This window comes from Desulfothermobacter acidiphilus (assembly GCF_052073645.1).
Taxonomy (GTDB): Bacteria; Bacillota; Desulfotomaculia; order Desulfotomaculales; family Ammonificaceae; genus Desulfothermobacter; species Desulfothermobacter acidiphilus.
Genome location: NZ_CM125440.1, coordinates 1,767,203 through 1,793,421, shown reverse-complemented (window position 1 = coordinate 1,793,421; position 26,219 = coordinate 1,767,203). Strand labels below are relative to the sequence as shown.

Annotated in this window: 24 protein-coding genes; 22 read left to right on the top strand and 2 right to left on the bottom strand. The window is 59.0% G+C overall.

What is annotated here, in order from left to right:
* The first annotated feature begins 71 nt into the window (after positions 1-71).
* From mutS to trxB, 7 genes are read left to right on the top strand one after another with little or no spacing between them, the layout of a single operon-like run.
* Positions 72-2,666 (top strand): DNA mismatch repair protein MutS, encoded by a 2,595-nt coding sequence (mutS, locus tag ACTLLP_RS09020; protein WP_441059104.1) that lies wholly within the window; start codon positions 72-74, stop codon positions 2,664-2,666.
* Positions 2,659-4,353, top strand: coding sequence for a DNA mismatch repair endonuclease MutL (gene mutL / locus ACTLLP_RS09015; protein ID WP_441059101.1), 1,695 nt, complete (start codon positions 2,659-2,661; stop codon positions 4,351-4,353). Before mutS ends, mutL begins: the two co-directional genes overlap by 8 nt.
* Before the next feature lies 1 nt (position 4,354).
* The gene (locus ACTLLP_RS09010) at positions 4,355-5,134 is read left to right on the top strand and encodes a class I SAM-dependent methyltransferase (protein ID WP_441059098.1); all 780 of its coding nucleotides are present in this window, start codon (positions 4,355-4,357) and stop codon (positions 5,132-5,134) included.
* Positions 5,131-6,069 (top strand): tRNA (adenosine(37)-N6)-dimethylallyltransferase MiaA, encoded by a 939-nt coding sequence (gene miaA, locus ACTLLP_RS09005; RefSeq protein ID WP_441059095.1) that lies wholly within the window; start codon positions 5,131-5,133, stop codon positions 6,067-6,069. Before ACTLLP_RS09010 ends, miaA begins: the two co-directional genes overlap by 4 nt.
* A 36-nt stretch (positions 6,070-6,105) precedes the next feature.
* Positions 6,106-6,402: an RNA chaperone Hfq gene (gene hfq / locus ACTLLP_RS09000; protein ID WP_441059092.1), complete on the top strand. Its 297-nt coding sequence runs from the start codon at positions 6,106-6,108 to the stop codon at positions 6,400-6,402.
* Positions 6,389-7,633, top strand: a complete 1,245-nt coding sequence (locus ACTLLP_RS08995; RefSeq protein ID WP_441059089.1) for a methionine gamma-lyase family protein — start codon at positions 6,389-6,391, stop codon at positions 7,631-7,633. The genes hfq and ACTLLP_RS08995 overlap by 14 nt, the downstream gene beginning before the upstream one ends.
* Positions 7,633-8,556, top strand: coding sequence for a thioredoxin-disulfide reductase (gene trxB, locus ACTLLP_RS08990; protein ID WP_441059086.1), 924 nt, complete (start codon positions 7,633-7,635; stop codon positions 8,554-8,556). The genes ACTLLP_RS08995 and trxB overlap by 1 nt, the downstream gene beginning before the upstream one ends.
* On the opposite strand, the gene ACTLLP_RS08985 is transcribed toward trxB, so the two are convergent.
* The gene (locus ACTLLP_RS08985; protein ID WP_441059083.1) at positions 8,553-9,347 is read right to left on the bottom strand and encodes a carbon-nitrogen hydrolase family protein; all 795 of its coding nucleotides are present in this window, start codon (positions 9,345-9,347) and stop codon (positions 8,553-8,555) included. The genes trxB and ACTLLP_RS08985 overlap by 4 nt on opposite strands.
* A gap of 186 nt (positions 9,348-9,533) precedes the next feature.
* Between ACTLLP_RS08985 and ACTLLP_RS08980 the strand changes: the two genes are divergently transcribed.
* The 9 genes from ACTLLP_RS08980 (at position 9,534) to ACTLLP_RS08940 (ending at position 18,661) form a co-directional block, all read left to right on the top strand.
* Positions 9,534-10,697, top strand: a complete 1,164-nt coding sequence (locus tag ACTLLP_RS08980; RefSeq protein ID WP_441059080.1) for a GerAB/ArcD/ProY family transporter — start codon at positions 9,534-9,536, stop codon at positions 10,695-10,697.
* Positions 10,642-12,291, top strand: coding sequence for a spore germination protein (locus ACTLLP_RS08975; protein ID WP_441059078.1), 1,650 nt, complete (start codon positions 10,642-10,644; stop codon positions 12,289-12,291). Before ACTLLP_RS08980 ends, ACTLLP_RS08975 begins: the two co-directional genes overlap by 56 nt.
* The gene (locus ACTLLP_RS08970) at positions 12,291-13,514 is read left to right on the top strand and encodes a Ger(x)C family spore germination protein (protein WP_441059076.1); all 1,224 of its coding nucleotides are present in this window, start codon (positions 12,291-12,293) and stop codon (positions 13,512-13,514) included. The genes ACTLLP_RS08975 and ACTLLP_RS08970 overlap by 1 nt, the downstream gene beginning before the upstream one ends.
* Before the next feature lie 3 nt (positions 13,515-13,517).
* Positions 13,518-13,766 (top strand): hypothetical protein, encoded by a 249-nt coding sequence (locus ACTLLP_RS08965; RefSeq protein WP_441059074.1) that lies wholly within the window; start codon positions 13,518-13,520, stop codon positions 13,764-13,766.
* Between the two features lie 83 nt (positions 13,767-13,849).
* Positions 13,850-14,524, top strand: a complete 675-nt coding sequence (locus tag ACTLLP_RS08960) for a metal-dependent hydrolase (RefSeq protein ID WP_441059071.1) — start codon at positions 13,850-13,852, stop codon at positions 14,522-14,524.
* A 15-nt stretch (positions 14,525-14,539) separates the two neighbouring features.
* A complete protein-coding gene (locus tag ACTLLP_RS08955) occupies positions 14,540-15,379 on the top strand; it encodes a fumarate hydratase (RefSeq protein WP_441059068.1) in 840 nt (279 codons plus the stop codon).
* An 18-nt stretch (positions 15,380-15,397) separates the two neighbouring features.
* A complete protein-coding gene (locus ACTLLP_RS08950; protein WP_441059065.1) occupies positions 15,398-15,946 on the top strand; it encodes a FumA C-terminus/TtdB family hydratase beta subunit in 549 nt (182 codons plus the stop codon).
* 5 nt (positions 15,947-15,951) lie between these two features.
* A complete protein-coding gene (locus ACTLLP_RS08945; RefSeq protein ID WP_441059063.1) occupies positions 15,952-16,968 on the top strand; it encodes a lysylphosphatidylglycerol synthase transmembrane domain-containing protein in 1,017 nt (338 codons plus the stop codon).
* Positions 16,969-16,972: 4 nt separating this feature from the next.
* Positions 16,973-18,661: a phosphatidylglycerol lysyltransferase domain-containing protein gene (locus ACTLLP_RS08940; protein WP_441059060.1), complete on the top strand. Its 1,689-nt coding sequence runs from the start codon at positions 16,973-16,975 to the stop codon at positions 18,659-18,661.
* On the opposite strand, the gene selD is transcribed toward ACTLLP_RS08940, so the two are convergent.
* A complete protein-coding gene (selD, locus tag ACTLLP_RS08935; protein WP_441059057.1) occupies positions 18,651-19,694 on the bottom strand; it encodes a selenide, water dikinase SelD in 1,044 nt (347 codons plus the stop codon). The two genes, ACTLLP_RS08940 and selD, sit on opposite strands and share 11 nt — an antisense overlap.
* Before the next feature lie 320 nt (positions 19,695-20,014).
* Between selD and ACTLLP_RS08930 the strand changes: the two genes are divergently transcribed.
* The 6 genes from ACTLLP_RS08930 to purM all read left to right on the top strand — a co-directional run bounded on the left by ACTLLP_RS08930 (position 20,015) and on the right by purM (position 26,216).
* Positions 20,015-20,941, top strand: coding sequence for a DMT family transporter (locus ACTLLP_RS08930; RefSeq protein WP_441059054.1), 927 nt, complete (start codon positions 20,015-20,017; stop codon positions 20,939-20,941).
* A gap of 262 nt (positions 20,942-21,203) precedes the next feature.
* The gene (gene purE, locus ACTLLP_RS08925) at positions 21,204-21,719 is read left to right on the top strand and encodes a 5-(carboxyamino)imidazole ribonucleotide mutase (RefSeq protein WP_441061741.1); all 516 of its coding nucleotides are present in this window, start codon (positions 21,204-21,206) and stop codon (positions 21,717-21,719) included.
* Positions 21,716-23,008, top strand: coding sequence for an adenylosuccinate lyase (purB, locus tag ACTLLP_RS08920; protein WP_441059052.1), 1,293 nt, complete (start codon positions 21,716-21,718; stop codon positions 23,006-23,008). Before purE ends, purB begins: the two co-directional genes overlap by 4 nt.
* A gap of 27 nt (positions 23,009-23,035) precedes the next feature.
* Positions 23,036-23,761 carry a phosphoribosylaminoimidazolesuccinocarboxamide synthase gene (gene purC, locus ACTLLP_RS08915; protein ID WP_441059049.1) on the top strand — a complete coding sequence of 242 codons (726 nt, stop codon included), beginning with the start codon at positions 23,036-23,038 and terminating at the stop codon, positions 23,759-23,761.
* Positions 23,751-25,172, top strand: a complete 1,422-nt coding sequence (purF, locus tag ACTLLP_RS08910; protein ID WP_441059046.1) for an amidophosphoribosyltransferase — start codon at positions 23,751-23,753, stop codon at positions 25,170-25,172. Before purC ends, purF begins: the two co-directional genes overlap by 11 nt.
* Positions 25,173-25,175: 3 nt before the next feature.
* The gene (gene purM / locus ACTLLP_RS08905; protein WP_441059044.1) at positions 25,176-26,216 is read left to right on the top strand and encodes a phosphoribosylformylglycinamidine cyclo-ligase; all 1,041 of its coding nucleotides are present in this window, start codon (positions 25,176-25,178) and stop codon (positions 26,214-26,216) included.
* Positions 26,217-26,219: the final 3 nt, after the last annotated feature.

The window sequence follows — 26,219 nt, the reverse complement described above, 5'->3', positions numbered from 1 at the left end:
GGCAGCTTAACAGGAGCGGAGGGAACACCCCTCCGCTTTGTTATAATGGGGGAGAAGGGGGCGGGATCAGGATGAGCAATCTCACGCCAATGATGCGGCAGTACATGGAAATAAAACAGCAGCATCCCGATGCCATCCTCTTCTTTCACCTAGGTGATTTTTACGAGCTATTTTTTGAGGACGCGGTGAAGGCGGCTCCCGTGTTGGAGGTGGTATTAACTTCCCGCGACGCTGGGTCCCTGGGGCGCGTTCCTATGTGCGGCGTTCCTTGCCACAGCGCAGCAGTTTATATCGCTCGCTTGGTGAGCCAGGGGTTCAAAGTAGCTCTGTGTGAGCAATTAGAAGTCCCATCGCAGGCCAAGGGGATCGTGCGGCGGGGTGTGACCAGGATCATCACTCCGGGAACTTTCCTGGAGGGTGAAACGGCAGATAAGAGTGTCCATCAATACCTCGTGGCCGTGGCTCCGGTTCGGGCTCATGGCTACGGCGTTGCGGTGGCCGAATTGGGCACCGGGGAATTTCGCGCTACTTCGCTGGAGGGGACAGGAGTTACCGATCAGCTGGTGGATGAGCTGTACCGGCTTCAGCCGGTGGAAGTGGTCTTACCGGAGGGGAACGAAGCGCTGCACCAATTGGTGCGCTCAGCGGTGCCTTCGGCGGCCCTCACCTTTCGTCCCCAGGACTGTTTCCGTGACTTGGAGCGAGCTCGGGCGGCTTTGGCAGACCTTGACTGGGAAGGGGAGCAGGCGGAAGCAGCTCTGTTGGCAGCCGGGGTGCTGGCTTCCTATCTCTCGGAGACGCAGAAGCGGGAACTCAAACACCTGCACCGGGTTAGCTGGTACCGCCCCACTGGTTTTATGCTCCTGGACGCCGCTACCCGGCGCAATTTAGAATTGACCCGCTCTCTAATTGATGGCGGAAGGAAGGGCACGTTGCTGGAGGTGCTGGATTATACTCTGACAGGTATGGGCGGGCGGCGCTTGCGCGATTGGATCGAGCAGCCCCTACTTGATCCGGAGGCCATCGAGAGGCGGCTGGAAGCGGTGACTTATCTGGTGGAGCAGCCCATCATTTTAGAGGAACTTAGGAGCCGCCTTAAGAAGATGGGAGATGTGGAGCGCCTGGCCTCGCGGCTCTCCCTGGGGCTGGCCGGAGCTCGCGACCTCCTCTTGCTTAAAGAGGCCCTGCTGCTGGCGGGAGAGGTGCGGGAGAAGCTCTCGCCGGCCACGGGCTTGTTGGGGGAGCTCCGGGATCGGTTGGCAGGGGTGGAGGAGGTGGCCGTTCTTATTGAGGAAGCGGTGGCACCAGACCCTCCGGCTGGTCTCCAAGAGGGCGGAATAATCAAGGACGGGTATAATCCGGAAGTGGATCGTTTGCGCGCTCTGCGCCGCGACGGTCGCGAGTACCTGGCAGCGCTGGAAGCCAAAGAGCGGGAGCGCACAGGTATCAAATCGCTAAAAGTGGGCTATAACCGGGTATTCGGTTATTACCTAGAAGTTACCAGGGCTAACCTGCATCTGGTTCCTCCTGACTATCAGCGACGCCAAACTTTAGCTCAGGCGGAGCGGTTCGTGACCCCGGAACTTAAGCAATACGAGGAAATGGTGCTAGGAGCCGAGGAGCGCCTCTGCTCTCTGGAATACGAGCTCTTCTGCCAGGTGCGGGAGCGGGTGCAGGCCCACCTCGACCGCCTATTGCGAGCGGCGCGCGCCCTGGGCCAGATCGATGCCTTGGCCGGGCTAGCGGTAGCGGCTGTCAAGGGCCGTTACGTGCGCCCGCGGATTCTGTCGTCCGATCTTATTCGGATCAGAGAGGGCCGTCATCCAGTAGTGGAGCGTGCTCTCGGTCCCGGTAACTTTGTTCCAAACGACACGCTATTGGGTGGAGAGCGCCGCTTAGCCATCATCACCGGTCCCAATATGGGCGGCAAGAGCACCTATATGCGGCAGGTAGCGCTAATAGTGCTGATGGCCCAGATGGGCAGTTACGTTCCAGCTGCCGAAGCGGAAATCGGGGTGGTGGATCGCATTTTCACTCGGGTGGGTGCTGCCGATAACCTTTACGGGGGGCAGAGCACCTTTATGGTGGAAATGGGAGAGTGTCGGACCATATTAACCCAAGCCACCTCCCGGAGCCTGGTGGTCATGGACGAGGTAGGTAGGGGCACCAGTACCTACGACGGTATGAGCCTGGCCCGTTCCATGGTGGAGTTCCTGGTGTATCGGCTGCGTCCCAAGACTCTCTTCTCCACTCACTATCACGAGCTCACCGATTTGGAGCGCTATCCCGGGGTGTTTAATTTGCATGTGGCGGTGCGTGAAGAGGGGGATAAGGTAAGTTTTCTTTACCGGGTGTTGCCGGGCAAGGCGGATCGCAGCTATGGTTTGCACGTGGCGGCTCTAGCCGGGTTACCGCCGGAGGTCGTGCAGCGCGCCGGCGAGATTCTGGAAGAGTTGGAGAACCATCGCCCCGTTGCTGAGGGCAAGGGGCGTCGCGTGATCCAATTGGATCTCTTCTCCGGAGGGTGGGAGCATCCTTTGCTGGCGGAGCTCTCCCGCCTCGACCTGGACCAACTCACACCCCTTAAAGCGCTGAATCTATTGGCTGAATGGCAGGAACGTTTGCGAGAGGAGAGGCGAAAGCAAGGGGGAGGGCGCCGTGGCTAAAATTAAGGTGCTTGATCCAGATACGGTCAGCCTGGTGGCCGCTGGGGAGGTGATAGAGCGTCCGATTTCCGTAGTCAAGGAGTTAGTGGAGAACGCTCTGGACGCTCAGGCCCGCCAGGTGGTGGTACAGATAGAGAAGGATTTTCACTCGATAACGGTTACCGACGACGGTCACGGCCTGGCGGCTGAGGATGTGCCGCTGGCTTTTCAACGCCATGCCACCAGCAAAATCGCCACGGCTGCCGACCTGGAGAGGATTTTGTCCCTCGGTTTTCGGGGCGAAGCGTTGCCCAGTATAGCGGCTGTTTCGCGCTTGATCATGAAGACCAGGGAGCCGACGGCGGAGGAGGGAACCCTGATAGAAATAGCGGGGGGAGAGGTGCTGCGCCTGGAAGCGGTGGGAGCTCCGGCAGGCACGCAAGTGACGGTGCGCGAGCTCTTTTTTAACGTGCCGGCCCGCCGTAAGTTTTTAAGCTCTTGGCGCACGGAAAGCGGCTTGGTTAGCGATTTCCTCCAGCACCTGGCTCTGGCCTGGCCCGAGGTTTCTTTCCGCTTCTGGCTGGCGGAGCGCGAGGTCTTCCACACGCCCGGTACCGGGTTGTTGCCGGCGCTCACGGCCATCTACGGGGCGGAAATTGCTGCGGCCCTTCGCCCTTTACAGGCGGAACGAGGAGAGCTGAGAGTAAACGGTTTTCTGGGGCCGCCACAACTGGCCCGGGGTCGCCGCCGCCATCAGGTGATCGTGATTAATCGCCGCCTGGTGCAGCATTACGCCATAGCTCAAGCGGTGGCCGAGACTTTTGGGCGCTTGCTGCCGGAGGGAAAACACCCGTTGTTCGTGCTTTTCCTAGACTTGCCTCCGCAGCTGGTGGACGTCAACGTGCATCCTCGAAAAACGGTGGTTCGCTTGGCCAACGAAAGGGAAGTGCTCTCGCTCTGCCGCGAGGCAGCGAAGCGGGCGTTATGGGGGGAGAAGCCAAAGTTGTCGCCTCCTTCTTCTCCTGCCGCTCCCGTTTCCTGGGAGCGGGCCCTGCGCTCGTTGCGAAGCGTTGTCCAAGAAACCGCCATCGGGGAGCAGCGAGTGGCGGAGACTCTATCTCCCTACTTCCTTTCTTCCCCCCTGGTGGCGGTATCGGCCCTCACTTATCTGGCCTTTCTCCCCCCGGTTTATCTTCTAGCTCAGGGACCGGATGGGCTTTACGTGGTGGATCAACACGCTGCCCATGAGCGGGTGCTTTTCGAAAAGTACGCTCGCGCGGCGGAGGGCCAGGGAGTCCCCGGCCAGATGCTATTGGAGCCAGTGTTGGTGCCACTCAAGGGGCGCGAGGCAGAAGAGTTGGCCGACTGCGTCCGGCGCTTCGGTTTCGAGCTGGAGCCTTTTGGCAGGGACGCGGTCTTGCTGCGGGCCATCCCCGCGGAAATGGAGCTGGCGGCAGCCCGCCTCCTGTTGGAAGACCTTATCGCTGCCTGGGATAAACTACTTCCACCACATCGGGAGCGGGAGTTGCTAGCGCTTATGGCTTGTCACGGAGCGGTGCGGGCTGGGGATCGCTTATCCCCCCCGGTGGCCCAGGAACTCCTGGATCAGTTGCTGTCCTGTCAGGAGCCTACCGTCTGCCCGCACGGGCGGCCCACCTTCATTTGTTTCCCCTATCGGGAACTCAACCAGCGACTGGGGAGGAGTTAAAGTGCGTTTGGTGGTTACCACTTCTCGCCGTCCCACTCCGGAGCAGGAAGAAAAAGCGCTCTGTTGGGCGCGGCGGTTAGAGGCACCGTACGTGCCTCGGCGGGGCCCTCTCTCGCTGGTAAGGGAGCGTAGCGGGGCGGAGGCCGTTCTGGTTATCGGCCAGGGAGCCCCGGTGATAGTGGGAGAGGGAGGAGAGTTATTTTTTCACCCTGGCACCGCTCTTCTTCGCTTGCACCGCTGGCTACGAGGGCAGAGGGAGGCTCTGCTGCAAGCCACAGCATTGGCTCCGGGTGACCGGGTGCTGGACGCCACTCTGGGCCTGGGAGCGGAAGCCTTGCTGCTGAGCTTCGGGGCCGGACCCTCCGGTAGGGTGGTAGGAGTGGAAAGGTCAGCGGTAATCGCCTGGCTGGTGCGGGATGGGTTGCGGGAGTTGGCGGCCAGCGATTCGCTTCTGGCAGGAGCGGCGGCGCGAATCGAAGTGGTGATCGCCGATCATCTCGACTACCTCTCGCAGCTCCCGGACGACAGTTTCGAGGTCGTTTACTTCGATCCCTTTTTCCGTCGGCCGGTAGCTGCCTCGGTGGGGATGGTGCCCTTGCGCCTTTTCGGGGTTAGCGAGCCTTTGCGCCCGGAGGCGGTGGCTCAGGCCCTCCGGGTGGCTCGCCGCCGGGTGGTGCTCAAAGAGAGGAGAGGGAGCTCGGAGTTTGCCCGCCTGGGTTTTCAGGAAATAATGGGAGGGAAGCACTCCCGGGTGGCCTACGGGGTGATTAGAAAGCGGTGAAGAATGAGCGTTGGCCCCTGGTGGTTATTACCGGGCCCACCGCCACCGGCAAAACGGCGGTGGCCATCGAGGTGGCTTTGCGGCTAAAGGGGGAAATCATTTCCGCCGATTCCATGATGGTTTACCGGGGGATGGATATTGGCACGGCCAAGCCTTCGCTCGAAGAGCGGCGGGGCGTACCCCATCACCTTATCGACGTGGTGGAGCCCGACCAGCACTTCAGCGTCGGCGCTTTCCAGGCGATGGTCCAGGAGCTCATCCCCGCTATTCACCAACGGGGTCACTGGCCCTTGCTGGTGGGGGGCACTGCTCTTTACCTGCGGGCGGTGATCGATGGTTACACCCTGGCCGTGGAAGCCAACCGCGAACTTCGCCAGCGCTTGCTGGAAGAGGCGAGGCGACTGGGAACGGCTCACTTTTATGAGCAACTCCGGGCTATCGATCCCCAGGCGGCGGCTAAGATACATCCCCACGACCGCAAACGCCTGGTTCGCGCTCTGGAAATATATTACCAGACCGGTAAGCCCCCTTCAGAGCTCCAGCGTCAGGCGCCTCCTCCCTACCGGGTTTTGATGTTCGGTCTCCATCTGCCGCGGACGGAGCTCTACCGGCGCATCGAGCAGCGAGTGGACGCCATGATAGCTGCGGGGTTGGTGGAGGAGGTGCGGCGGCTGTTGGAGCGGGGCATTTCCCCCCAGGCCACTTCTATGCAGGGGTTAGGTTACAAGGAAATCGCTGCTTACCTCCGGGGGGAGGTGAGTTGGGAGCAGGCCCTTTACCTGCTTAAACGCAACACCCGCCGTTTCGCCAAGCGGCAACTCACCTGGTTCCGGCGCGATCCGCGTATCCGCTGGTTGGACGTGACCCGGCACGCCGGGGTGGAAGACCTGGCTGAGGAAATCGTGCGCCAGGTGCAGGATTATTTTGCCTCTTGAACGAAGATCCTAAAGAAAAAGATTCGGAGGGCTGTAATGTCTATGAGCAAGACCCAGATCAATTTGCAGGATGCTTTTCTCAATCAGGTGCGTAAGGAAGGGGTCTCCGTCACCCTTTTTCTGGTTAACGGTTTTCAGCTAAAGGGAGTGGTGCGAGGCTTCGATAGTTTCACCGTTATTCTTGAGAGCGAAGGGCGTCAGATGATGATATATAAGCACGCTATTTCTACCATTAGTCCGGTACGTCCGGTGAGCACCTTTGCTCCCTCTTCTCTGGAGCGCGTTTCGGAAGGCAAATCCCAACGGAGTGGTAACGGCTTTGAGCAACAATGAGCACCTCACCGCTTTGGTGCGGGAGGTCGAGGCGGAGGTGGCGGCGCTGTGGCGCCGCATCGACCTTCTGGCTCTGACCAACCAGGAAAGGGTGTTGAACTCTTTCCGCTCGGTGCGCCTGAGCTCCTACCATTTAAGCGGTTCCACGGGTTACGGTTACGGCGACGCCGGGCGAGAAGCGCTAGAAGCTGCCTACGCCTCGGTGTTCGGGGCTGAGGCTGCTCTGGTGCGGCCCCAAATCGTCTCTGGAACCCAGGCGGTAGCGATATGCCTCTTCGCTCTTCTCCGTCCGGGCGACCTCCTGCTTTTCCTCCAGGGCAGCCCCTATGATACCCTGCGAGAAGTAATCGAGGGTGAAGGCAAGGGCTCGCTTTTAGATTGGGGGGTAAGGTATAATGGAGTTGACGCCTGTCCAGGCGGTGTGCCGGACTGGGACAGCGTGGAAGCGATTTTACGCGCTCAGCGCCCCCGGGTAGTGCTATTGCAACGCTCCGGAGGCTACGCCTGGCGGCGGGGTCTCACGTTGAAGGTTCTGGCTCGTTTGGTCAAGCTCATCAAAAGGCTGCACCCCGCTGCTTTGGTGGTGGTGGATAATTGCTACGGCGAGTTCGTGGAGACTAGTGAGCCGCCGGCGGTGGGGGCGGACCTGTGCGCCGGCTCGCTTATTAAGAATCCGGGCGGAGGTCTGGTGCCCAGTGGGGGCTACGTGGCGGGGAGGCGAGAGTTGGTGGAATTGGTGGCTCACCGCCTTACCGCCCCGGGGCTGGGACGGGAAGTAGGACCCACTTTCGGCTATCTACGCCTTATGAGCCAAGGGTTTTTCCTGGCTCCTCACGCTACCGCTCAGGCTCTCAAGGGCGCGGTATTTGCTGCCCGGCTCTTCCAGCGCCTTGGTTATCAGGTGTTGCCCGGATACGATGAGCCTCGCAGCGATATCGTGCAGGGCATAGCCCTGGGTTCCCGGGAGCAGGTCCTACGCTTTTGTCAGGCAATTCAGGCTGCTTCGCCGGTGGACGCTCATGTGGAGCCGGTAGGAGCTCCTTTGCCGGGTTACGAGGCAGAGGTAGTAATGGCGGCTGGAACCTTTGTGCAGGGAGCTTCGCTGGAACTCACGGCGGACGCCCCGTTGCGGGAGCCCTACGCGGTTTATCTCCAAGGGGGATTGACCAAGGAACACGCTCTACTGGGCATCCTGGCGGCGGCGCGGGCTTTAAGGAGGGAGAACTGCTGATGACGGCTTACGATCTGGTGATCGTGGGCGGTGGGCCGGCGGGGCTCACCGCGGGAATCTACGCTGCCCGGGCTAAGATCCAGACGCTTATAATTGAGCGCGCTTTGGCCGGGGGAAAGCTGACCAGCGTCGATCTTATCGAGAATTATCCGGGTTTCCCCGAGCCCATAACCGGGGGAGAGCTCTCTTTGCGCATGGCGGAGCAAGTGAAGCGCCTGGGGGTGCCGATAAAAAACGCTGACGTGGCCGGAGTCCAGCTGCAGGAAAAAGGCTTTGAACTGCGGATGCGCGGGGGGGAGATGATGGCCCGGGCTCTCATCTGGGCCACCGGGAGCGGACCTAGCCCGCTGGGGGTGCCTGGGGAAGACCGCTTGAGGGGCAAGGGAGTGTCTTACTGCGCTATTTGCGATGGCTTCTTCTTCCGCGACCAGGAGGTGGCGGTGGTGGGAGGAGGCGACTCGGCCCTACAAGAGGCTATCTATCTCACTCGTTTTGTGCAGAAGGTCTATCTTATTCACCACCGTGACCGTTTCCGCGCCACTCCTATCCTGCAGGAGCAAGTAGAAGACAACCCCAAAATTGAGAAAATTTTAAACAGTGAGGTCAAAGAGATAAAAGGCGTCCAGGAGGTAACCGGAGTGGAGCTGGAAGAAGTGACCACCGGACAGCACCGCTTTCTTCCCGTCAAAGGGGTTTTTATCTACGTGGGGGTGAAGCCAGCTTCGCAGCTGGTGCGGGATCTTGTGGACCTCGACCGGCACGGCTATATAGCCACCGACGAGCGGATGGCCACCCGGACGCCTGGTCTTTTCGCCGCCGGGGATGTGCGCCAGAAAAGCTTGCGCCAGATTGTTACCGCCGTGGCTGATGGCGCTATAGCGGCCATGAGTGCCGAGAGGTATCTGCGCGAAAAGAAACTCTAAGGGGCAGACAGGGGGAGCTCCAGGCGGACACGCTCCAGATAGTCTAGGTCGAGGGTGGCGGTCAGAACCCTTTCTTCCGCTCCGGCTCGCGCCAGCACTTTCGCCCAGGGATCTACAATGAGGGAATGTCCGAAGGTCACGTAGGGCGCCGAGTAGTCGCGAGCGGGGGCGGCCCCCAAGAGGTAAAACTGCTGGTCCAGAGCCCGGGCGCGCACCAGGAGCTCCCAGTGAGCGGGGCCAGTGATTAGGTTGTAGGCGGCGGGCACGGCGACGATCTTGGCTCCCCGCTGCGCCAACTCCTGGAAGAGAGCGGGAAAGCGCAAGTCGAAGCAGATGGCTACCCCGACCTTACCCCAAGGGGTGGGGAAAAGCCCGGGCTCCTGACCCGGGCGGAAGATCTCCGATTCCCGGTAACGCAGGTGGGGGAGATCGACATCGAAGAGACGCCTTTTGCGGTAGCGGGCCACCAATTCGCCCTGGGGATCGAAGACGAAAGCGGTGTTGTACAAAACCTCTCCTTCCCTCTCGGGCAGGCTCCCCCCGACCAGGTAAAGCTTGTGCTCGCGAGCGGTGGCGCTCAGCCAGGAGAAAGCTTCACCCTGCGGGGGACTCTCGGCGCACAGGAGGAAAAACTGCTTGGCGTAAGGGCAGACAAACATTTCCGGTAAAACCACTAATTCAGCCCCCTCATCCCGAGCGTGCCGGATCAACTCGGCGGCGCGGGAGAGATTGGCTTTTTTGTCGGCGCTTACGCGCAACTGGCAAATGGCAGCTATGAGTTTATTTCCCATAGCTTTATAATACGCCCTCGGTTCAACGGCCGCAAGATGGGCTTTCTCTGCGGGCGCCGTCCTTGGTCTCACTTTTGCTGCTAAGTGCTTGCCCTCCGGCACCTAGCTTTAGTATTCGCTCGCCGCGTTGGGTACCTTGAAGACGCATTCCACGCCTTTCTCCGGCTCATACTAAGCGGGAGGGGAGTGGGACTGGTGTTGCGCGAAGAGGGCAGGATTTCTGCCTTGCAAGCGGCTGGCTTCCAGATTAGCATCGTTCTGGCCACAGCTATTCTCTTCGTGCCCGGCATTGTAGCGCAAAAGGCCCACAGCGATGGCTGGCTGGCCCTCCTTTTAGCCCTGCTCTTCGGCCTGCTGGTGGCGTGGATGGCTGCTTCGCTGGCCCTGCGTTTTCCCTCTCAAACGGTGATTCAGTACGCTCCTCGCGTGTTGGGGCCCTTTTGGGGCAAGCTCGTCGGCTTAGTTTACGTTTACTACTTCTTTTACGTGGCCTATTACGTTCAGCGCCAGTTCGGGGAGCTCATGACCACCGCTTACATGCAAGAAACACCAATCATAGTTTTTATTTCCGTTATTACCCTCCTCGCTTGTTACGCCATCTACCAGGGACTGGAGGTGGTATGTCGGGTAAACCAGATAGTTCTGGCTCTTTTCCTCCCAGCCTTCTTTTTTCTTTTGCTTTTGATCGCTAAGGATATTCGTTGGGACAATTTCCTTCCCTTTCTTTCCAATGGATGGGGGCCGCCTCTGGTGGGGGCGATGACTCCGGGAGCCTGGATGGGGGAAGTGGCGGTGATTCTCATGCTGGCTCCTTTTGTTAGTGACCGACAGCGCTTGGTGCGGACCAGCTTATTTGCCGTGCTGGTCCTTTTTGGCTGCATGTTGGTCGTGGTGATAGGCTCCATTGGTACGATGGGTGCCGATGTGGTGGGGCGATTACTTTTTCCCGCCTTCACCCTCTACCGTCGCATTCATTTCGCTTCCCTACCCGTTCTGGAACGGCAAGACGCCCTTTTCATGACCATCTGGGTGGCGGCCATGCTCTTTAAACTGGCCACTTTCTTTTACGCCGGGCTTCTGGCCCTGAGCCAGTGGCTGGGCCTTAAAACTTACCGCCCGTTGATTTTTCCTACCGGAGCGCTGCTGGTGGCTCTTTCGCTGCAATCTTGGAGCAATGTCAGCGATTTGGTGGCTTTCTCCGCGGAGGTGTTCCCTCTCTCCATTGATTTTCCCAACTTTTTTCTCACTGGCCTGCTCTTATTGGTAGCGGTTGCCCGGGGTTTGCAGGAGGTGAATGCTTCTGGGTACGCGGATGGGAAAAAAACTAGAAGATCTCCTGGTGCAGTCTAAACGTAAGCGGCGGTCGGGTTCGCCGCCCCCTCCTCCCTCCCGTGAGGAAAAGGAGGCGGGCGGCAAGGTGTGGGAGCCTTCGGAGCTCTACCAAGCCAGGATCTCCTCTTCTCTGGAGGAAAATTTAACGCTAGTAAAGAGAATCATGGAAGGCAACGAGGACTTCGAGGAGCGCCTCTTTTACCTGGGTAGCGGGAATAAGCGAGCGCTTCTTATCTTCCTGGCTAACATGGTTGAGCGCGCGCAGCTCAATCGCCAGATACTAGAAAATCTTATGTTTCGGGTTCCGGAAAGCCGGAAGATAGACCTGAACCTGTTGCGCGAACACGTCCTCACCGTGGCCGAGATCTGCGAGCTGCAAAATTTCTGGGACGTATTCTCCTGTTTGGCCGAGGGGTGCGCTATTCTCTTTGTGGAAGGAGAAAGCCGGGCTCTGGGGCTGGACGTGCGGGGCTATGAGCGCCGGGCCATCGAGGAGCCGGTGACCGAATCCACCGTGCGCGGTCCTAGAGATGGGTTCGTCGAGGACGTGGAAGAGAATGTCATGCTTATTCGCCGGCGCCTCAGAACCCCTAATCTGGTCATGGAGAAGGTGGTGGTGGGACGTCTCACCCAGTCGGCAGTGATCGTGAGTTACATCAAGGGCCTGGCTAACCCGGCTCTGGTGGCAGAGGTGAAGAAGCGGATCGCCCACATCGATATGGATGCCGTTTACGGATTTCGTTACGTGGAAGAGATGATTGTGGATAACCCTTACACTTTTTTCCCACAGGCGGTATGCACTGAGCGCCCTGACCGGGTGTGCGGAGCCCTGACCGAGGGGAGGGTGGCCATCTTGGTGGATACCACTCCCTTCGCCCTCATCATCCCAGCTTCTCTGCCTATGTTTTTGCAGACCCCGGAGGATTATTACCACATAACCGGCGTCTCCACGGCTATCCGCTGGCTAAGGTATCTGGCCTTTATATTTTCCGTGGTGGGCTCGCCGCTTTACGTGGCCATCTCCAATTACCATCCCGATATGATTCCGGCGCGCCTGCTTTTTTCCCTAGCGGCCGCCAGAGAGGGAGTGCCGCTTCCCGCTTTCCTAGAGGCCTTCATGATGGAAGTGGCCTTTGAGCTCTTGCGCGAGGCCGGCATAAGGCTGCCGCGGCAGGTGGGCCAGGCGGTGAGCATCGTGGGAGCGTTGATTATTGGCGAGGCAGCGGTGAGAGCGGGGCTGGTTTCTCCCTTGATGGTGATCGTGGTGGCCGCTACCGGCATCGCCTCTTTTACTGTTCCCTCCTACGAGGCGGGGGTGCCCATGCGCCTTCTGCGCTTTCCTTTGCTCTTCCTGGCGGCAGTCTTGGGGCTTTTTGGGGTAACGGTGGGTCTTCTGGCTATCCTTATTCACCTGGCAGGGCTGCGCTCTTTCGGTCTTCCCTACTTATCTCCCTTGGCTCCGCTTAAATTCTACGAGCTCCGGGATGTCCTGGTCCGCGCGCCTTTCTGGGCTATGGACGTGCGCCCGGGGACTTCTAAGCGCAATTGGTTCCGGATCTCACCCTGGGGCCGGAGCCAGCGCCCGGCGGAGAGGCATGGGAGGCGGGAATAATGCGAATCCGACTGCTTTTGCTGCTAAGCGGCTGCTTTTTTCTGGTCGGCTGCTGGGATATGCACGAACTGGAAGATCTGGCTTTTATCACGGCGGTGGCGGTGGATCGCTCTCCTTCCGGAGAGGTGCGTTTGGTGGCTCAAGTTTTTAATCCCCGAGCTCTGGCGGGAGGGGCGCAGGGGGGTATGACCCCCGGCGCTAGCATCCCTTCTAAGTGCTTTCGCAATTATCAGGCTAGCGGTAAAACCGTGTACGAAGCGATGCGCGAGTTATGCCTGAAGATCCCCAAGCGTCCTTATTTCGCTCAAAACCGGGTGATTTTATTGAGTGAAGAGGTGGCACGGCAGGGGGTAGGGGAGGTGCTGGATTTCTTTGAGCGCAGCGTGGAGATTCGCAAGATAAACCCCATCTTCGTGGTCCGGGGGGATATGCTGGAGCTTTTAGATGTACCCAATCCTCAGGAAAGTTGCCCGGCTATGCGGATAGAGGCGCTCACGCGGGAGCAAGTAAGAAGCGCTCTTTTCCCCGCCGTGACTTTTGGCGAGTTTACTCAGATGCTGCTAGGAGAAGGGCAGGAAGCCTACTGCCCGGTGCTGCGGGCGGAGCGCAACCCCACCCAGAAGTTGAATCCCCGGGAGCCCGTAAACCCGGCACCCGAGCCGGCTTTGGAAATAAAAGCTGGGGGAACGGCTGTCTTCCGGCGGGGTCGCCTGGTGGGCTTTTTGGATGAGAGGGAGAGCCGGGGACTTTTGTGGGCCAAGGGAAAAGTGCAGAAGGGGGCTCTAGAGTTTCCAGTGCGAGAAGGTGGTAGAGTGACCGTTGATATCCTGCGCTCCCGGACCCGTATCCGTCCGGTTCTTAGTGCCCCCAGCCCCAAGTTCGTGTTGGAGATAAGGGAAGAGGGGAATGTGATAGAGACGGATGGTCCTCTGGATCCCGGTAAACTGGAGGTGATGCGGGAACTGGAGGCGGATCAAGCCGCGGCCATCAAAGCGGAGGTAGAGCGCGCGCTCCAGCGGTCCCGGGAGCTGCAAGCGGATATTTTCGGTCTGGGAGCGGCTCTGCGGCGGCATCACCCCCAAGCGTGGAAAGAGCTTAAGCCCCGCTGGGCGGAGGAGGTCTTGCCCTCCGTGGAAGTGGAGGTGAGGGTGGAAGCTGCGCTTCGGCGCACCGGCTTGCGCTCCAAGTCACTGATGCACGAGTTGCAGTCGCGTGGGCGATAGGCGATGCTTTACGTGGGTTTGGTAGTGGGCTTTTACCTGCTGGTAGCTTATCTGGAAGTGCCCCGGATGTTGAAACACCGCATGTTCCGGGAGCTCTGGGTTTTTCTCGTCCTTTCCTTGCTTGGCTTGCTTCTCTCCGTGGGGCAGATCTGCCACTGGCCTCTCCCCAATCTTACCAAGGGGGTGGAAGCGATCTTCCGCCCCCTGCACCTCCGTCTAGAGGAACTCCTGCTCCCTCCGGGAACGGGCTGACTAAGGTTTAGACCGCCCGCTCGCCTTGATCACTTTTCCGGCGGCAGTTAAAATGGAGTAAAAGCTTGGAAGGGGGGCGGCACATGCAACTCCGTTTCCTGGGCCACGCGGCGGTGTGGATGAGCGACGGCTCGATTCGATTGATAGTGGATCCTTTTCTTACCGGAAATCCCCAGGCCGCTGCGCGCCCGGAAGAGATAGCGGCCGACATAGTGGTGGTGACTCACGCTCACGGCGATCACTGGGGAGACGCGCTCACCTTTTGCAAGCGGGGGGCTTTGCTAGTTTCTAACTTTGAGATCACCAACTACGCCGAGCGCAGGGGAGCCAAGCGGGTGTGCTCTCTCAACACGGGCGGCAGGTATGACTTTGCGGGCGGATGGATTAAGCTGGTTCCTGCTTGGCATTCCTCCAGCTTCCCTGACGGTACCTACGGGGGAATGCCTACGGGGGTGGTGATCTCTCTGGGGGGGAAGAAGATCTACCACGCGGGAGACACCGCCCTGCTGGCCGAAATGGAGTTCATCGGGAAATTGGGTCTGGAGGTGGCTTTATTGCCTATCGGGGGGACCTATACCATGGACCCGGAAGACGCCCTTCAGGCCCTGGAACTGTTAAAGCCCAAGATGGTTGTCCCCATCCATTACAACACTTTCCCAGCCATCCAACAAGACCCCGATGCTTTTATAGCCGCCGCCGAGCGCTACGGCGTTGAGGGGAAGAAGTTGAGGCCGGGAGAGGAACTCACTCTGGGTTAGGAGGTAGCTTGGAGTTTGCGGGAAATAGAAGCAGCAACTATCACGGTTACGGTGGCCCGGCTTTTTCGCGAGGCCAATATCTATCTTCCCCCGGAGGTTAAGGCGGCGTTGCGGCGGGCTCGGGAGCGGGAGAGCTTTTCTCGGGCCCGTTTCGTCTTGGATCGGCTACTAGAGAACGCAGCTCTGGCAGAAAGCGAGGGGCTACCCCTGTGTCAAGACACAGGGATAGCGGTGGTGTTTCTGGAGTTAGGGCAAGAGGTGCGGGTGAAGGGGGAGCTGGAAGCGGCAGTACATCAGGGGGTTCGGGAGGGCTTTCGCCAGGGTTACTTGAGAGCTTCGGTGGTGCGTCATCCTCTGGACCGGGTTAATACCGGCGACAACACTCCAGCGGTCATACATACCCGGCTGGTTCCCGGCGATCGCTTGCGGATAACGGTTATGCCCAAAGGGGCGGGGAGCGAAAATATGGGAGTGGTCAAAGTGCTTCGGCCGGCCGATGGCCGCGAAGGGGTGAAAGCGCTGGTGTTGGAAGCCGTTAAGCAAGCGGGTCCCAATGCTTGCCCTCCTTTGGTCGTGGGGGTGGGGTTGGGAGGGACGGTGGAAAAGGCAGCCTTGCTGGCCAAAGAGGCGATCCTACGCCCCTTAGGTAGCTCCAACCCCGATCCCGGCGAGGCGGAATTGGAGGAGGAGCTCTTGACCGCGCTCAACCGTCTGGGAATCGGACCCCTGGGATTGGGGGGGGACACTACTGCTCTGGCGGTGCACATAGCTTCTTATCCTTGCCATATCGCCAGCCTGCCGGTGGCAGTGAATCTCAGTTGCCACGCTACCCGTCACCGCGCGGCCGTGCTTTAAGGAAAGGAGGGCTTGGCCTTGTCTAGAGTTCTGTGCCCGCCACTCACCGAGGAAGTGATTGCGGAGCTCCGAGTGGGGGAGCAGGTTCTCTTTTCCGGGCGCTTGCTCACCGCCCGGGATGCTGCTCACCGTTTGCTAGTTGCGACTCTGGAAGCAGGGGAAGAGCTCCCGGTAGATCTGCGGGGGCAGGTGATTTATTACACCGGTCCCACGCCAGCTCCTCCGGGCAAGGTTATAGGGGCGGTGGGTCCCACCACCTCCAGCCGCATGGATCCCTACACGATCCCCCTGCTGGCCGCTGGTCTTAAGGGAATGATCGGCAAAGGGCATCGCTCGCCGGAGGTGCGCGAAGCCCTCCAGCGCTTTCGCGCCGTTTACTTCGTCACCTACGGAGGGGCGGGAGCGCTTTTGAGCCGTTGCGTGCGTAAAGTGGAACTGCTAGCCTACCCGGAACTGGGGCCGGAGGCGATTTACGCCCTGTGGGTGGAGGACTTTCCCGCTTGGGTGGCCAACGATATCTATGGGGCCGACCTATATACCGATAGCTGCCACAATTGCCGGGGGTAAGCTCTTTGTATCGCTTGCTAGTCGCTCTTTTGCTTTTTTTGGCCGCCCTATTCCTGGCCGTGCACTTTGCGGAGGGGAAAAAGCTGCTTTTATTGTTGCGTCAAGGTCGGCCTCTGTGGGTGATGGTGGCGCTACTATTGGAGCTGCTGTTTCTGGTCAATCTAGCCGGCTTCTACCACGCTTTATATTGCACCATGGAGATCAAAGAGTCGTGGAGGCGCTTGCTGGTACTGGTCATCGCCAGTTCTTTCGTCAGTTTGGTGACACCGGGAGGCTCTCTTTCTGGTACAGCCCTCATTGTGGCCGACGCCGTGAAGCGGGGAGCTCCGCCGGCGCGCGCGGTGCTGATAAACCTGCTTTTTTATCTTTTCGACTACGGCGCCTTTGCCCTGGTGCTGGTGGGGGTGTTCAGCTACCTGGGAATTAAAGGAACCTTAACCTTCTACGAAATCACGGCTGCTTTGCTCCTGTTGGCTTTTGTTGCCGCACAATTGCTGCTAATCTTAGCAGCAATTTGGCGCCCGCGTCAGCTTTTAGCATTATCCCAGAAAGTGCTGGATCTGGCCCTGTTTCTGGTTCCCCATCGGTATCGAGCCAGTTGGCGGGCCCGTTCCCTTACTTTCTTGCACCACTTAACCGAAGCGGCGGGTTGGCTAACCCAGAGGCCGCACGGCTTAGGGAGGGTGGGCTTGCACGCTCTGCTGGTAGAAGTTTTGGGGATAGCGGTGCTGGGAGCGGTTTTCGTGGCTTTTGTAGGGAGGCTGGCTCTGGGTACGTTGCTCATCACCTACGCCGTGGGAATGCTTTTCCTCATCGTCTCCATCACTCCCTCGGGTATAGGGTTTGTGGAAGGCGCCATGACCGCTACCTTCACTTCTTTGGGAGTATCGCCGGGGAACGCGGTGTTGGTCACTTTTGTTTACCGGGGCATCACCGTATGGTTTCCCTTTTTGGCCGGTATGATCTCTTTGCACTGGCTAAGGAAAGAGGAAGTGGCGAGAATAGATTCCATAAGGGAGTGAAGCGGTGAAACCGTTGGAGCGAGTGCTGGTTTACCTGGTGGCTCTGCTGGTGGCGGCCACCGGAGTTTACAATGTGCTGTATTCCTGGCTTTGCCATCACGCTGTGCGCTACCTCATCGTGCGAGAGTTTTTGCCGGTGGGGGTGATTTATTTTAGCTGGCTGCTCTCGGTGTTTGCCGGCTTAGCGTTGCTATCGTTGGCTTGGGGGCTTGCCAAACGCAAGCGTAGAGCCTGGCTGTTAGCTTGCGTGATTCTGGGAGTGTCGGCCCTTCTGCATTTACTTAAGGGATTAGATTACGATGCCGCTCTGGTCAATCTCTTGCCTTTAGCTATCCTCTGGTCCCTGCGGGGCTCCTATACGGTGGCCAGCGACCCGGCCACGATGCGCCAGGGTCTGTTAGCCTTAATCGTACTGGGTCTTTTGCTTTACCTTTACGGTTTTTTCGGTTTTTACTTGCTGGATCGTCATTTCGGGGCCCACTTTGATTGGCGCGCCTCGGCTCGGGAAACGGCGCGAGTGCTTTTCTTAGGAAGTTCTTCTCCTGTTCCCCGGACTTACCGGGCGCAGTGGTTTCTCGACTCCCTATGGATCGGAGAAATTTTGGTGCTGCTTTACGGCACTCGTCTTGTCTTTCGGCCGGTGCTTTACCGGCATAGGGTGCGCCCGGAAGAGGTTCGGCGAGTGGAAGAAATCTTGAATAACTGGGGCACTTCCACGCTGGCTTTTCTGCTTTTGCTGCCAGATAAAGCTTATTTTTTCGGTCCCGGAGGCAGGAATGTGATCGGCTATACGGTACAGGGGAATGTGGCCGTGGCGCTGGGAGACCCGGTTGGGCCTCCGGAAGAGCAAGGGGAAATAATCGCCGCCTTCAATTCTTTTTGTCGCCAGCACGACTGGCACCCAGCCTTTTTTCAGGTGACCGAAGCCTGGCTCCCCCTGTACCATCGAGAGGGGATGGAGTCTCTGAAGATCGGCGAGGAGGCAGTCATAGAGCTCAAGAGCTTCACTCTGGAAGGCAAGGAGATGAAAGGCGTGCGCCACGCCGTCCGGCGCGCTGAGCGCCTGGGCTATCGGGTAAAATTTTATCAACCTCCTCTGGAAGAGAGGTTGTTGCACCGCCTTAAAGAGATTTCCGACGCCTGGCTCCGGAGCAAGCAGGGGAGCGAGAAACGGTTCGCGCTCAGTTGGTTCGATTACCAGTATTTGCGTAACAGTCCGGTGGCCGTGGTGGTGGACCCCGAAGGGCGGGAGGTGGCCTTCGCCAATCTAGTCCCCACCTACCGCAGCCGGGTAGGGACTATAGATTTAATGCGTCGTTTACCTTCCGCTCCCAGCGGCGTCATGGAGCTCCTGCTGGTGGCGCTGGCGGAATATTTCCGCCAGCAGGGCTTGGAAGGTTTTAGTCTGGGGCTGGCGCCGCTGGCGGGGCTGGGGGGCTTCAAAGCGCCTTTGCCGGAAAAGACTGCTCGCCTTATCTACGAGCATTTTAATTTCTTTTACGGGTTTAAGGGGCTTCGCCAGTTTAAAGCTAAGTTTCGCCCTCGCTGGGAGCCGCGCTATTTGATCTACCCTGCCCCTTGGCTTTTGCCCAAGGTCGCCCTAGCCATCGTTCGAGCTAACGCTGGAGGAAGCCTATGGGGGTACTGGAGAGCGGTGCGGCAGATACGGCGCCGGGTAGAAGCTAAGGAGTGACCTCGATGGTTCCTTGCGATGGGCACAGCACTTCTCCCACCACGGCGGCGGTCCTTACGCCTTTTTCCTCCAGCGCGCGCAGGAGAGTTCCCAGGCGATCGGCGGGAACAGATATGAGCAAGCCCCCGGAGGTTTGGGGATCGAAAAGAAGGTCTTGCAATTCTGGCGGCACGGCGGAAGAAATCTTCACTCGCTCGGCCGTGAACTGCCGGTTGGCGTAAGCCCCTGCTGGGATCAATCCCATGGAGGCGAAGTCGAGCACCTGCGGAAAGAGGGGGAGCCGCGAAGCCTGAAGGCGAAGATGAACCTGGCTGCCCCGGGCTAACTCCAGGGCGTGCCCTATCAAGCCGAAGCCGGTTATATCGGTGCAAGCGTTTACTCCCACTTCCTGCATGGCCTCGGCAGCCGCTCGGTTTAGGGTAGCCATTTCCTGGGTCACCTCTTCCAGGAGCTCGGGCGAGGCCAGGTCAGCTTTGAGCGCCGTCACCACGATGCCGGTGCCTAGGCGCTTAGTGAGCACCAGCTGGTCTCCGGGCTGGGCACCCCGGTTGGTGAGCACCATGGAGGGGTGCACGATGCCAGTGACGGCCAGCCCGTACTTGGGTTCCTTGTCTTCCACGCTGTGCCCACCCAGGAGCACCGCTCCTGCTTCCTTGACTTTTTCTGCTCCGCCTTTCAGGATCTGGGCCAATAGCTCCAGCTCACCGCAGGCTGTGGGGAAGCAAATGATATTGAGAGCGGTTAGCGGCTTCCCGCCCATAGCGTAAACATCACTCAAAGCGTTGGCGGCGGCGATCTGGCCGAAAAAGAAAGGATCATCTACCACCGGAGTGAAAAAGTCTACCGTTTGAATCAGGGCGATTTCTTCGGTGAGGAGGTAGACCCCGGCGTCGTCCGAAGTCTCTATGCCTACTAGCAGCCGCGGGTCTTTCACCAGCGGCAGATCTTGCAATATGCGGGCCAAAGTCCCGGGCCCGATCTTAGCCGCTCACCCGGAGCTGCTGGTCATGGCGGTGAGTTTTATCCGCTCCACGGGCTCCCCCTCCTCCTATAAAGTTTGGTTGTAGGCGCTATAACCATTGTGCCACACCGGGGACGGAGTTACAACTCACTTGCCGCCGCTGGTGGTGAAAACAAGGGAGCGTTGACAGCCCGAATACATTGCTTCTTAATTGTTGGGCATGGTACAATATGTCCGTCGATCGCTACCCGCCGGTGGAGATGGTTTCGGCGGGAACGGGGGAAAGCTGGCTCGCCGAGAGGGCTTGGAAAGCAACCGGGTGCTATCCTCTCAGAGTATTTTACCTGTGTGTCGCAGAGTGGTGATGATAAGTACAACGGGAATACGCAGCTGTGGCTTTAGCGGCGTCCCTGTGGGGGACCATAGGTCTGTTCGTGCACGAACTGGTGGCGGCTGGTCTTTCCCCGCTGCCCATTGTTTTTTTGCGCGCGGCGCTGGCTACCCTCATCCTTTTCCCTCTCCTCGCTGCTTTTGGCTTAAAGACGCTGCGCTTAGACTGGCGGCACCTTCCGTTGCTGGCGGGGATGGGAGCGCTAGGGCTGGCTCTACCTAACTGGGCTTATTTCACCACCATAGCTCACGCTTCGCTCAGTGTGGCGGTCGCCATGCTTTATACCGGTCCGGCTTTTGTGGTCGTCCTCGCCCGGATCTTCTTTCGCGAACCCCTCTCGGTTCCAAAGGTATTGGCCTTGCTCTGCACCACCAGCGGCACTGCGCTGGTGGCCGGGATAGGTGAACCAGGGGTTTTCCACCTTTCTCTTCCCGCCCTGGCTACCGGTTTACTTTCCGGTTGCGGCTACGCCTTGTACAGCATCTTTGGCAAACCGTTGAATCGGGCTTACCCTCCCATTACAGTGACTGCTTACTCTTTTCTCTTCGCCGCCCTGGTTTTGTTCCCGGTCGCTTCTCGAGGCTCTTTTGCCGCTTTGTTGCTGACGCCCCGGGAATTGCTCTGCGCCGGAGGTTTAGCCTTGCTGGCTACGGTTTTCCCTTATTTCCTTTATAATTACGGCTTGCGCGGATTAGAAGCAGGCCGGGCGGCCATTCTCACCACCCTAGAGCCGCTGGTGGCTGCTCTGATCGGGTACGCCTTTTTGGGTGACCGTCTTGCTCCCTGGCAGGTGGTGGGCTTTCTGGCCATCCTGGTTGGCGCTTCCCTGAGCACGGGAGCCACGTTTTTTTCTCGCCCGCTACCGGGGGTCTTAAGAGCTCCCCGGTCGAGAATGGGGGGTCAGGCAGGCCAAGGGGAGAAAAACTGAGTGTGGCTGTTGCCCCTAGACCCCGCGCCAGTCGCGAGAAGCGGCGAACTCTTCCCTCTAACGCCGCGGAGTCTTCTCTTCTTCTGGGCCAGCGCAACGCCGATCGACTCCGAGCCTTCGAGCTCCGGGCCGGCCTTAGATTGACAAGCTTTTTAACCCTTTGTTAGAATGGAGGAGGCGTAAGCTCCAGGATCCGAGCTAATTTGGCCGCTGGGGCTGAGTTTTTTTCTTTTCATCACGGGGGGAAAGCTAATTGCTAGAAATGAACGTTCCCCTGGTAGGTCTGGTTATGGGTAGTGATTCCGATCTCCCGGTGGTAAAAGGTGCCATCGAGGCCCTTACCCTTCTTCAAGTCCCCTTTGAAGTCAGGATTATTTCTGCTCACCGCACCCCTTTGCAACTGCTGGAATACGCCCGGACGGCCACCGAGCGTGGTCTGAAGGTTTTTATCGCTGCCGCGGGAGGGGCGGCTCACTTACCCGGCTTGCTTGCTGCTTTAACTCCTTTGCCTGTGATCGGAGTCCCTGTAGCCGCGGGAACGCTGGGAGGTTTGGACGCTCTACTCTCCATAGCCCAGATGCCGCGCGGGATACCGGTGGCGACGGTGGCGGTGAATGGAGCTTTCAACGCCGGTATCCTGGCCGCTCAGATGCTGGCCTTGGCCGATCCGGCGCTGCATGAGCGGCTGAAAGTTTATCGGGAGGAGCTGGCTGCCGAAGTGGCAGCCAAGGATGCCCGCTTACAATCTTCGGGAATAGAGGGGAAGGGAGAAGCATGATTTCGCGTTACACCCTCCCGGAAATGAAAGTTTTATGGTCAGAGGAGAACAAGTTTGGCAAGTGGCTCGAGGTAGAGCTGGCCGTTTGCGAGGCCTGGTCGGAGCTCGGGGTTATCCCCCGCGAAGACCTAGAGGAGATCAAGGAGCGTGCCAGGTTCGATGTGGAGCGGATTCGCGCTATTGAAAAAGAAGTGCATCACGACGTTATCGCCTTTCTCACCTGCGTTTCCGAGTACGTGGGAGAGAAGGCGCATTGGATCCATTTGGGTCTCACTTCTTCTGACGTGCTGGACACCGCTTTGGGCCTGCTGATGAAGGAGGCGGGGGAGCATCTGCTCAACCGCCTTTTCTCCTTGCGCGAGTTGGTGCTGGAGCAGGCTCAGCGTTACCGCGATACAGTCATGATCGGCCGGACCCATGGGGTGCACGCCGAGCCGATAACCCTAGGGTTTAAGTTTCTGGTGTGGGTGGCGGAGCTCGACCGGCAAGTCGAGCGTCTCTCTCGCGCTATCGAGACCGTCAGCGTGGGAAAGATTTCTGGAGCGGTGGGGACTTACGCCAATCTGGATCCCCGAGTGGAGGAATTGGCTTGCCGCCGCCTAGGCTTGCGGCCGGCGCGCGTGTCCACGCAGATACTGCAGCGCGACCGGCACGCCGAGTACCTCACCACGCTGGCGCTCATCGGCGGCTCTCTAGAAAAATTTGCCATAGAGGTGCGGGGGCTTCAGCGCACCGAGATAAGGGAGGTAGAGGAGCCCTTCCGCCCGGGGCAGAAAGGGTCTTCGGCCATGCCGCACAAGCGTAACCCTATCGTGGCCGAGCGGATAAGCGGTCTGGCTCGGGTCCTGCGTAGCAACGCTTTGGCGGCTATGGAGAATATGGCTCTATGGCACGAGCGCGACATATCCCACTCTTCAGTGGAGCGCGTTATTATTCCCGATAGCACTACGCTGCTAGACTACCTGCTCTACAAGATGACCGAGCTTTTACGCGATCTCTACGTGTACCCTGATAACATGCTTCGCAACCTGGAGCTTACCCGGGGTCTGGTCTTCTCTCAGCGCGTGCTGCTCAAATTGGTGGAAAAGGGCTTAAGCCGCGAGGAAGCTTACCGCCTGGTGCAGCGCAACGCTATGGCTGCCTGGGAGACGGGGGCGCCTTTCCGCAAACTCTTGCTTGAGGATCAGGAACTCACCCGGTACCTGCGGCCGGAGGAGATAGAGGAGCTCTTCGACTACCGCTATTTTCTCCGACACCTGGATGAGGTTTACCAACGCTTCGGTCTCTGAATTTTTATTTGTTGGGGGGAGCGAGCTGTGTTGAAGCAGGAGCCCCTTTACGAGGGGAAGGCCAAGCGGGTGTACCGGACGGACGATCCCGGTAAGTACCTAATTGAGTTCAAGGACGAAGCCACTGCCTTTGATGGGAAAAAGAGGGGAGTCATCGAGGGTAAGGGTAAGTATAACAATCTCATTTCTTCTTATTTCTTTAAGCTCCTGTCGCGGGAAGGGATTCCCACCCATTACTTGGAGACGGTGAGCGACCGGGAAATGCTGGTGCAGGCGGTGACCATTGTACCGCTGGAAGTGGTGGTGCGTAATGTGGTGGCTGGGAGTTTAAGCCGCCGACTGGGCCTGCCCGAGGGAACCGCCTTGCCCGAGCCGGTAGTGGAGTTCTACTACAAGCGAGACGATCTGGGCGATCCTATGCTCAATTGCTTCCATATCCGGGTGCTGGGTTTGGCTTCTACGGAAGAGATGGAGCGGATGCGGCAATTGGCGCTCAAGATCAATCAGGTTTTAAAACACCACCTGGAAGCGAAGGGGATACTGCTGGTGGATTTCAAGCTGGAGTTCGGCAAGATGCCCGATGGCCAGCTTGTTTTAGCGGACGAGATTTCCCCCGATACGTGCCGCTTTTGGGACCTGAATACGCGCGAGCGCTTGGATAAAGACCGGTTCCGGCGCGATATGGGTGGGGTGGCCGAGGCTTACGCTGAAATATGGCGGCGGCTAGTGGGGTCGGAAGAGCATGTGGACTAAGGATAAGCCTGGAGAAGAGTGCGGCGTGGTGGGGCTGGTGACCCCTGGGCAAGATGCGGCCCGCCTAGCTTACTATGCCCTTTACGCTCTACAGCATCGGGGGCAGGAGAGTGCAGGGATAGCGGTGGCCGATGGCGAGCAGATCCGCCTGCACAAGGGTATGGGCCTGGTTCCAGAAGTTTTTCGCGAGGAGCATTTGAACTCGCTGCCTGGCTGGGCGGCTATTGGCCACGTCCGCTACTCCACTACTGGGGCTAGCCACCCGGTAAACGCTCAGCCTCTGGTTTTCCATTGTAGCCAGGGGATGATGGGGCTAGCCCACAACGGCAACCTCTCTAATGGTCGGTTGCTGCGCCAGAAGCTATTGACCGGTGGTGCCATCTTCCAGACCACTACCGACAGCGAGATCATCGTCAACCTTATCGCTCGCTTTTTGGAGGACGAAGATTTTCCCGCCGCGGTGCGCTGCGCCATGGCCTACCTGGAAGGAGCTTATTCCTTGGTGATCCTCTCGGAGCGGCGCGTTTACGCTGTGCGAGATCCCTACGGCTTCAGGCCCTTGTGCCTGGGACTTCTTCCGGGGGGGTGGGTAGTGGCTTCCGAATCTTGCGCCCTGGACACTATCGGCGCCAGCTTTGTCCGCGATGTGCGCCCGGGAGAGATCGTAGAGATAGGAGTCGAAGGCGTGATCAGCCATCCGGGGATGGCTGCCCCCCGCCGCGCCCACTGCGTTTTTGAATATATCTACTTCGCCCGCCCTGACAGCGTGCTGGACTCGTTCACCGTAGGGCAAGTGCGGCGCGAGCTGGGCCGGCAGCTGGCGCGCGAATTTTGCCCTCCGGCCGATGTGGTGGTTCCTGTGCCCGATTCTGGAGTGGCAGCGGCGCATGGCTACGCTGAGGAGGCCGGTTTGCCCCTGGAAGAAGGCTTAATGAAGAACCGTTACGTTGGGCGCACTTTCATCCAACCCTTGCAGGAGCAGCGCTCCCTGGGCGTGCGTCTGAAGTTGAACCCGGTGCGTCAGGTGGTGGAAGGGAAACGGGTGATCCTGGTGGACGACTCGCTGGTTCGGGGCACCACCAGTGCCAAGATAGTCCGGATGTTGCGGGAGGCCGGTGCTACCGTCGTTTATTACTGCCTGAGTTCCCCTCCGGTTATTCGTCCCTGTTATTTCGGTATCGATATTTCCTGTCAGGAAGAGTTGATCGCGGCTCGCATGAGTCGAGAGGAGATTCGGGAAAGGATAGGAGCGGACGGCCTTTGCTATCTTAGTTTAGAAGGTTTGCTACGTCCCTTCGGCGACCAGGCGGAGCACCTCTGCACTGCTTGTTTCACTGGTGACTATCCCTTCCCAATTAGTAATAACCACCATAATCATCCGCCTTGCCGCAAGCACCTGCTGGGGGTGTGATATATGCGGGAAAAACTCGATTACGCCGCTGCTGGCGTGGATATCGACGCGGCTAACCGTTTGGTGGCGCGAATCAAAGAAATGGCTCGCTCCACCTACCGGGAAGAGGTTCTAGCCGGTGTGGGAGGCTTTGCCGGTTTGTCCCTTCTGCCCGCCCGCTTCCGGCAACCGGTGCTGGTGGCCAGTACCGACGGGGTGGGAACCAAACTTAAAGTGGCCTTCCTGGCTCAGCGCTACGATACCATTGGTATCGACTTGGTGGCCATGTGCGTCAATGATCTGCTGGTCACGGGGGCCGAGCCCCTTTTCTTCCTCGATTACCTGGCGGTGGGAAAGCTGGAACTGCAGCAGGCCGAGGCGGTGCTGGCGGGCATCGTGGCTGGTTGCTCCGATGCCGGTTGCGCTCTCCTGGGGGGAGAGACGGCGGAGATGCCGGGCTTTTACGCTCCGGGGGAGTTGGAGCTGGCCGGTTTCGCCCTGGGGGTGGTGGAGCGGGATCGCATCGTGGACGGGAAAAAGATCCGTCCTGGAGAAGTGTTGGTGGGTTTAGCCTCTTCTGGCCTGCACGCCAACGGTTTCAGTCTGGTGCGCAAGCTTTTGTTAGAGCTCCTAGGCTTATCGCTGGAGCAGCGATTGCCCGAGCTCGGCTGCGCGTTGGGAGAGGAGCTCCTGCGCCCCACCCGCATTTACGTGCCGCTGGTGCTGCCTCTACTGGAGCGCTTCGCGGTTCATGGCATGGCTCATATCACCGGGGGAGGGCTGATCGACAACCTTCCTCGGGTCCTGCCTCCAGGGGTGGGGGTGGAGCTGGAATTGGGGAGTTGGCCGGTCCCCCCCATTTTCCGGCTACTCCAAGAGCGGGGCAACTTGACCACGACGGATATGTGCCGGACCTTTAACCTGGGCATAGGTTACGTTCTCATTCTACCAGAAGAGGAAACCGATCCTCTGCTGGCGTATTTGGAAGCGCAGGGGGAGAAAGCCTACCGCATAGGTAGGGTGGTCGAGGGCGTGCAGGGAGTGAAGCTGCAAGGAAGTCTATAAGTT

What these genes read in the sequence shown, in the direction of transcription:
- mutS (WP_441059104.1), top strand. Translation starts at nt 72, where the DNA reads ATGAGCAATCTCACGCCAATGATGCGGCAGTACATGGAAATAAAACAG.
- hfq (WP_441059092.1), top strand. Translation starts at nt 6,106, where the DNA reads ATGTCTATGAGCAAGACCCAGATCAATTTGCAGGATGCTTTTCTCAAT.
- trxB (WP_441059086.1), top strand. Translation starts at nt 7,633, where the DNA reads ATGACGGCTTACGATCTGGTGATCGTGGGCGGTGGGCCGGCGGGGCTC.
- ACTLLP_RS08985 (WP_441059083.1), bottom strand. Translation starts at nt 9,347, where the DNA reads ATGGGAAATAAACTCATAGCTGCCATTTGCCAGTTGCGCGTAAGCGCC.
- ACTLLP_RS08975 (WP_441059078.1), top strand. Translation starts at nt 10,642, where the DNA reads ATGCTTCTGGGTACGCGGATGGGAAAAAAACTAGAAGATCTCCTGGTG.
- ACTLLP_RS08970 (WP_441059076.1), top strand. Translation starts at nt 12,291, where the DNA reads ATGCGAATCCGACTGCTTTTGCTGCTAAGCGGCTGCTTTTTTCTGGTC.
- ACTLLP_RS08965 (WP_441059074.1), top strand. Translation starts at nt 13,518, where the DNA reads ATGCTTTACGTGGGTTTGGTAGTGGGCTTTTACCTGCTGGTAGCTTAT.
- ACTLLP_RS08960 (WP_441059071.1), top strand. Translation starts at nt 13,850, where the DNA reads ATGCAACTCCGTTTCCTGGGCCACGCGGCGGTGTGGATGAGCGACGGC.
- purE (WP_441061741.1), top strand. Translation starts at nt 21,204, where the DNA reads ATGAACGTTCCCCTGGTAGGTCTGGTTATGGGTAGTGATTCCGATCTC.
- purB (WP_441059052.1), top strand. Translation starts at nt 21,716, where the DNA reads ATGATTTCGCGTTACACCCTCCCGGAAATGAAAGTTTTATGGTCAGAG.
- purF (WP_441059046.1), top strand. Translation starts at nt 23,751, where the DNA reads ATGTGGACTAAGGATAAGCCTGGAGAAGAGTGCGGCGTGGTGGGGCTG.
- purM (WP_441059044.1), top strand. Translation starts at nt 25,176, where the DNA reads ATGCGGGAAAAACTCGATTACGCCGCTGCTGGCGTGGATATCGACGCG.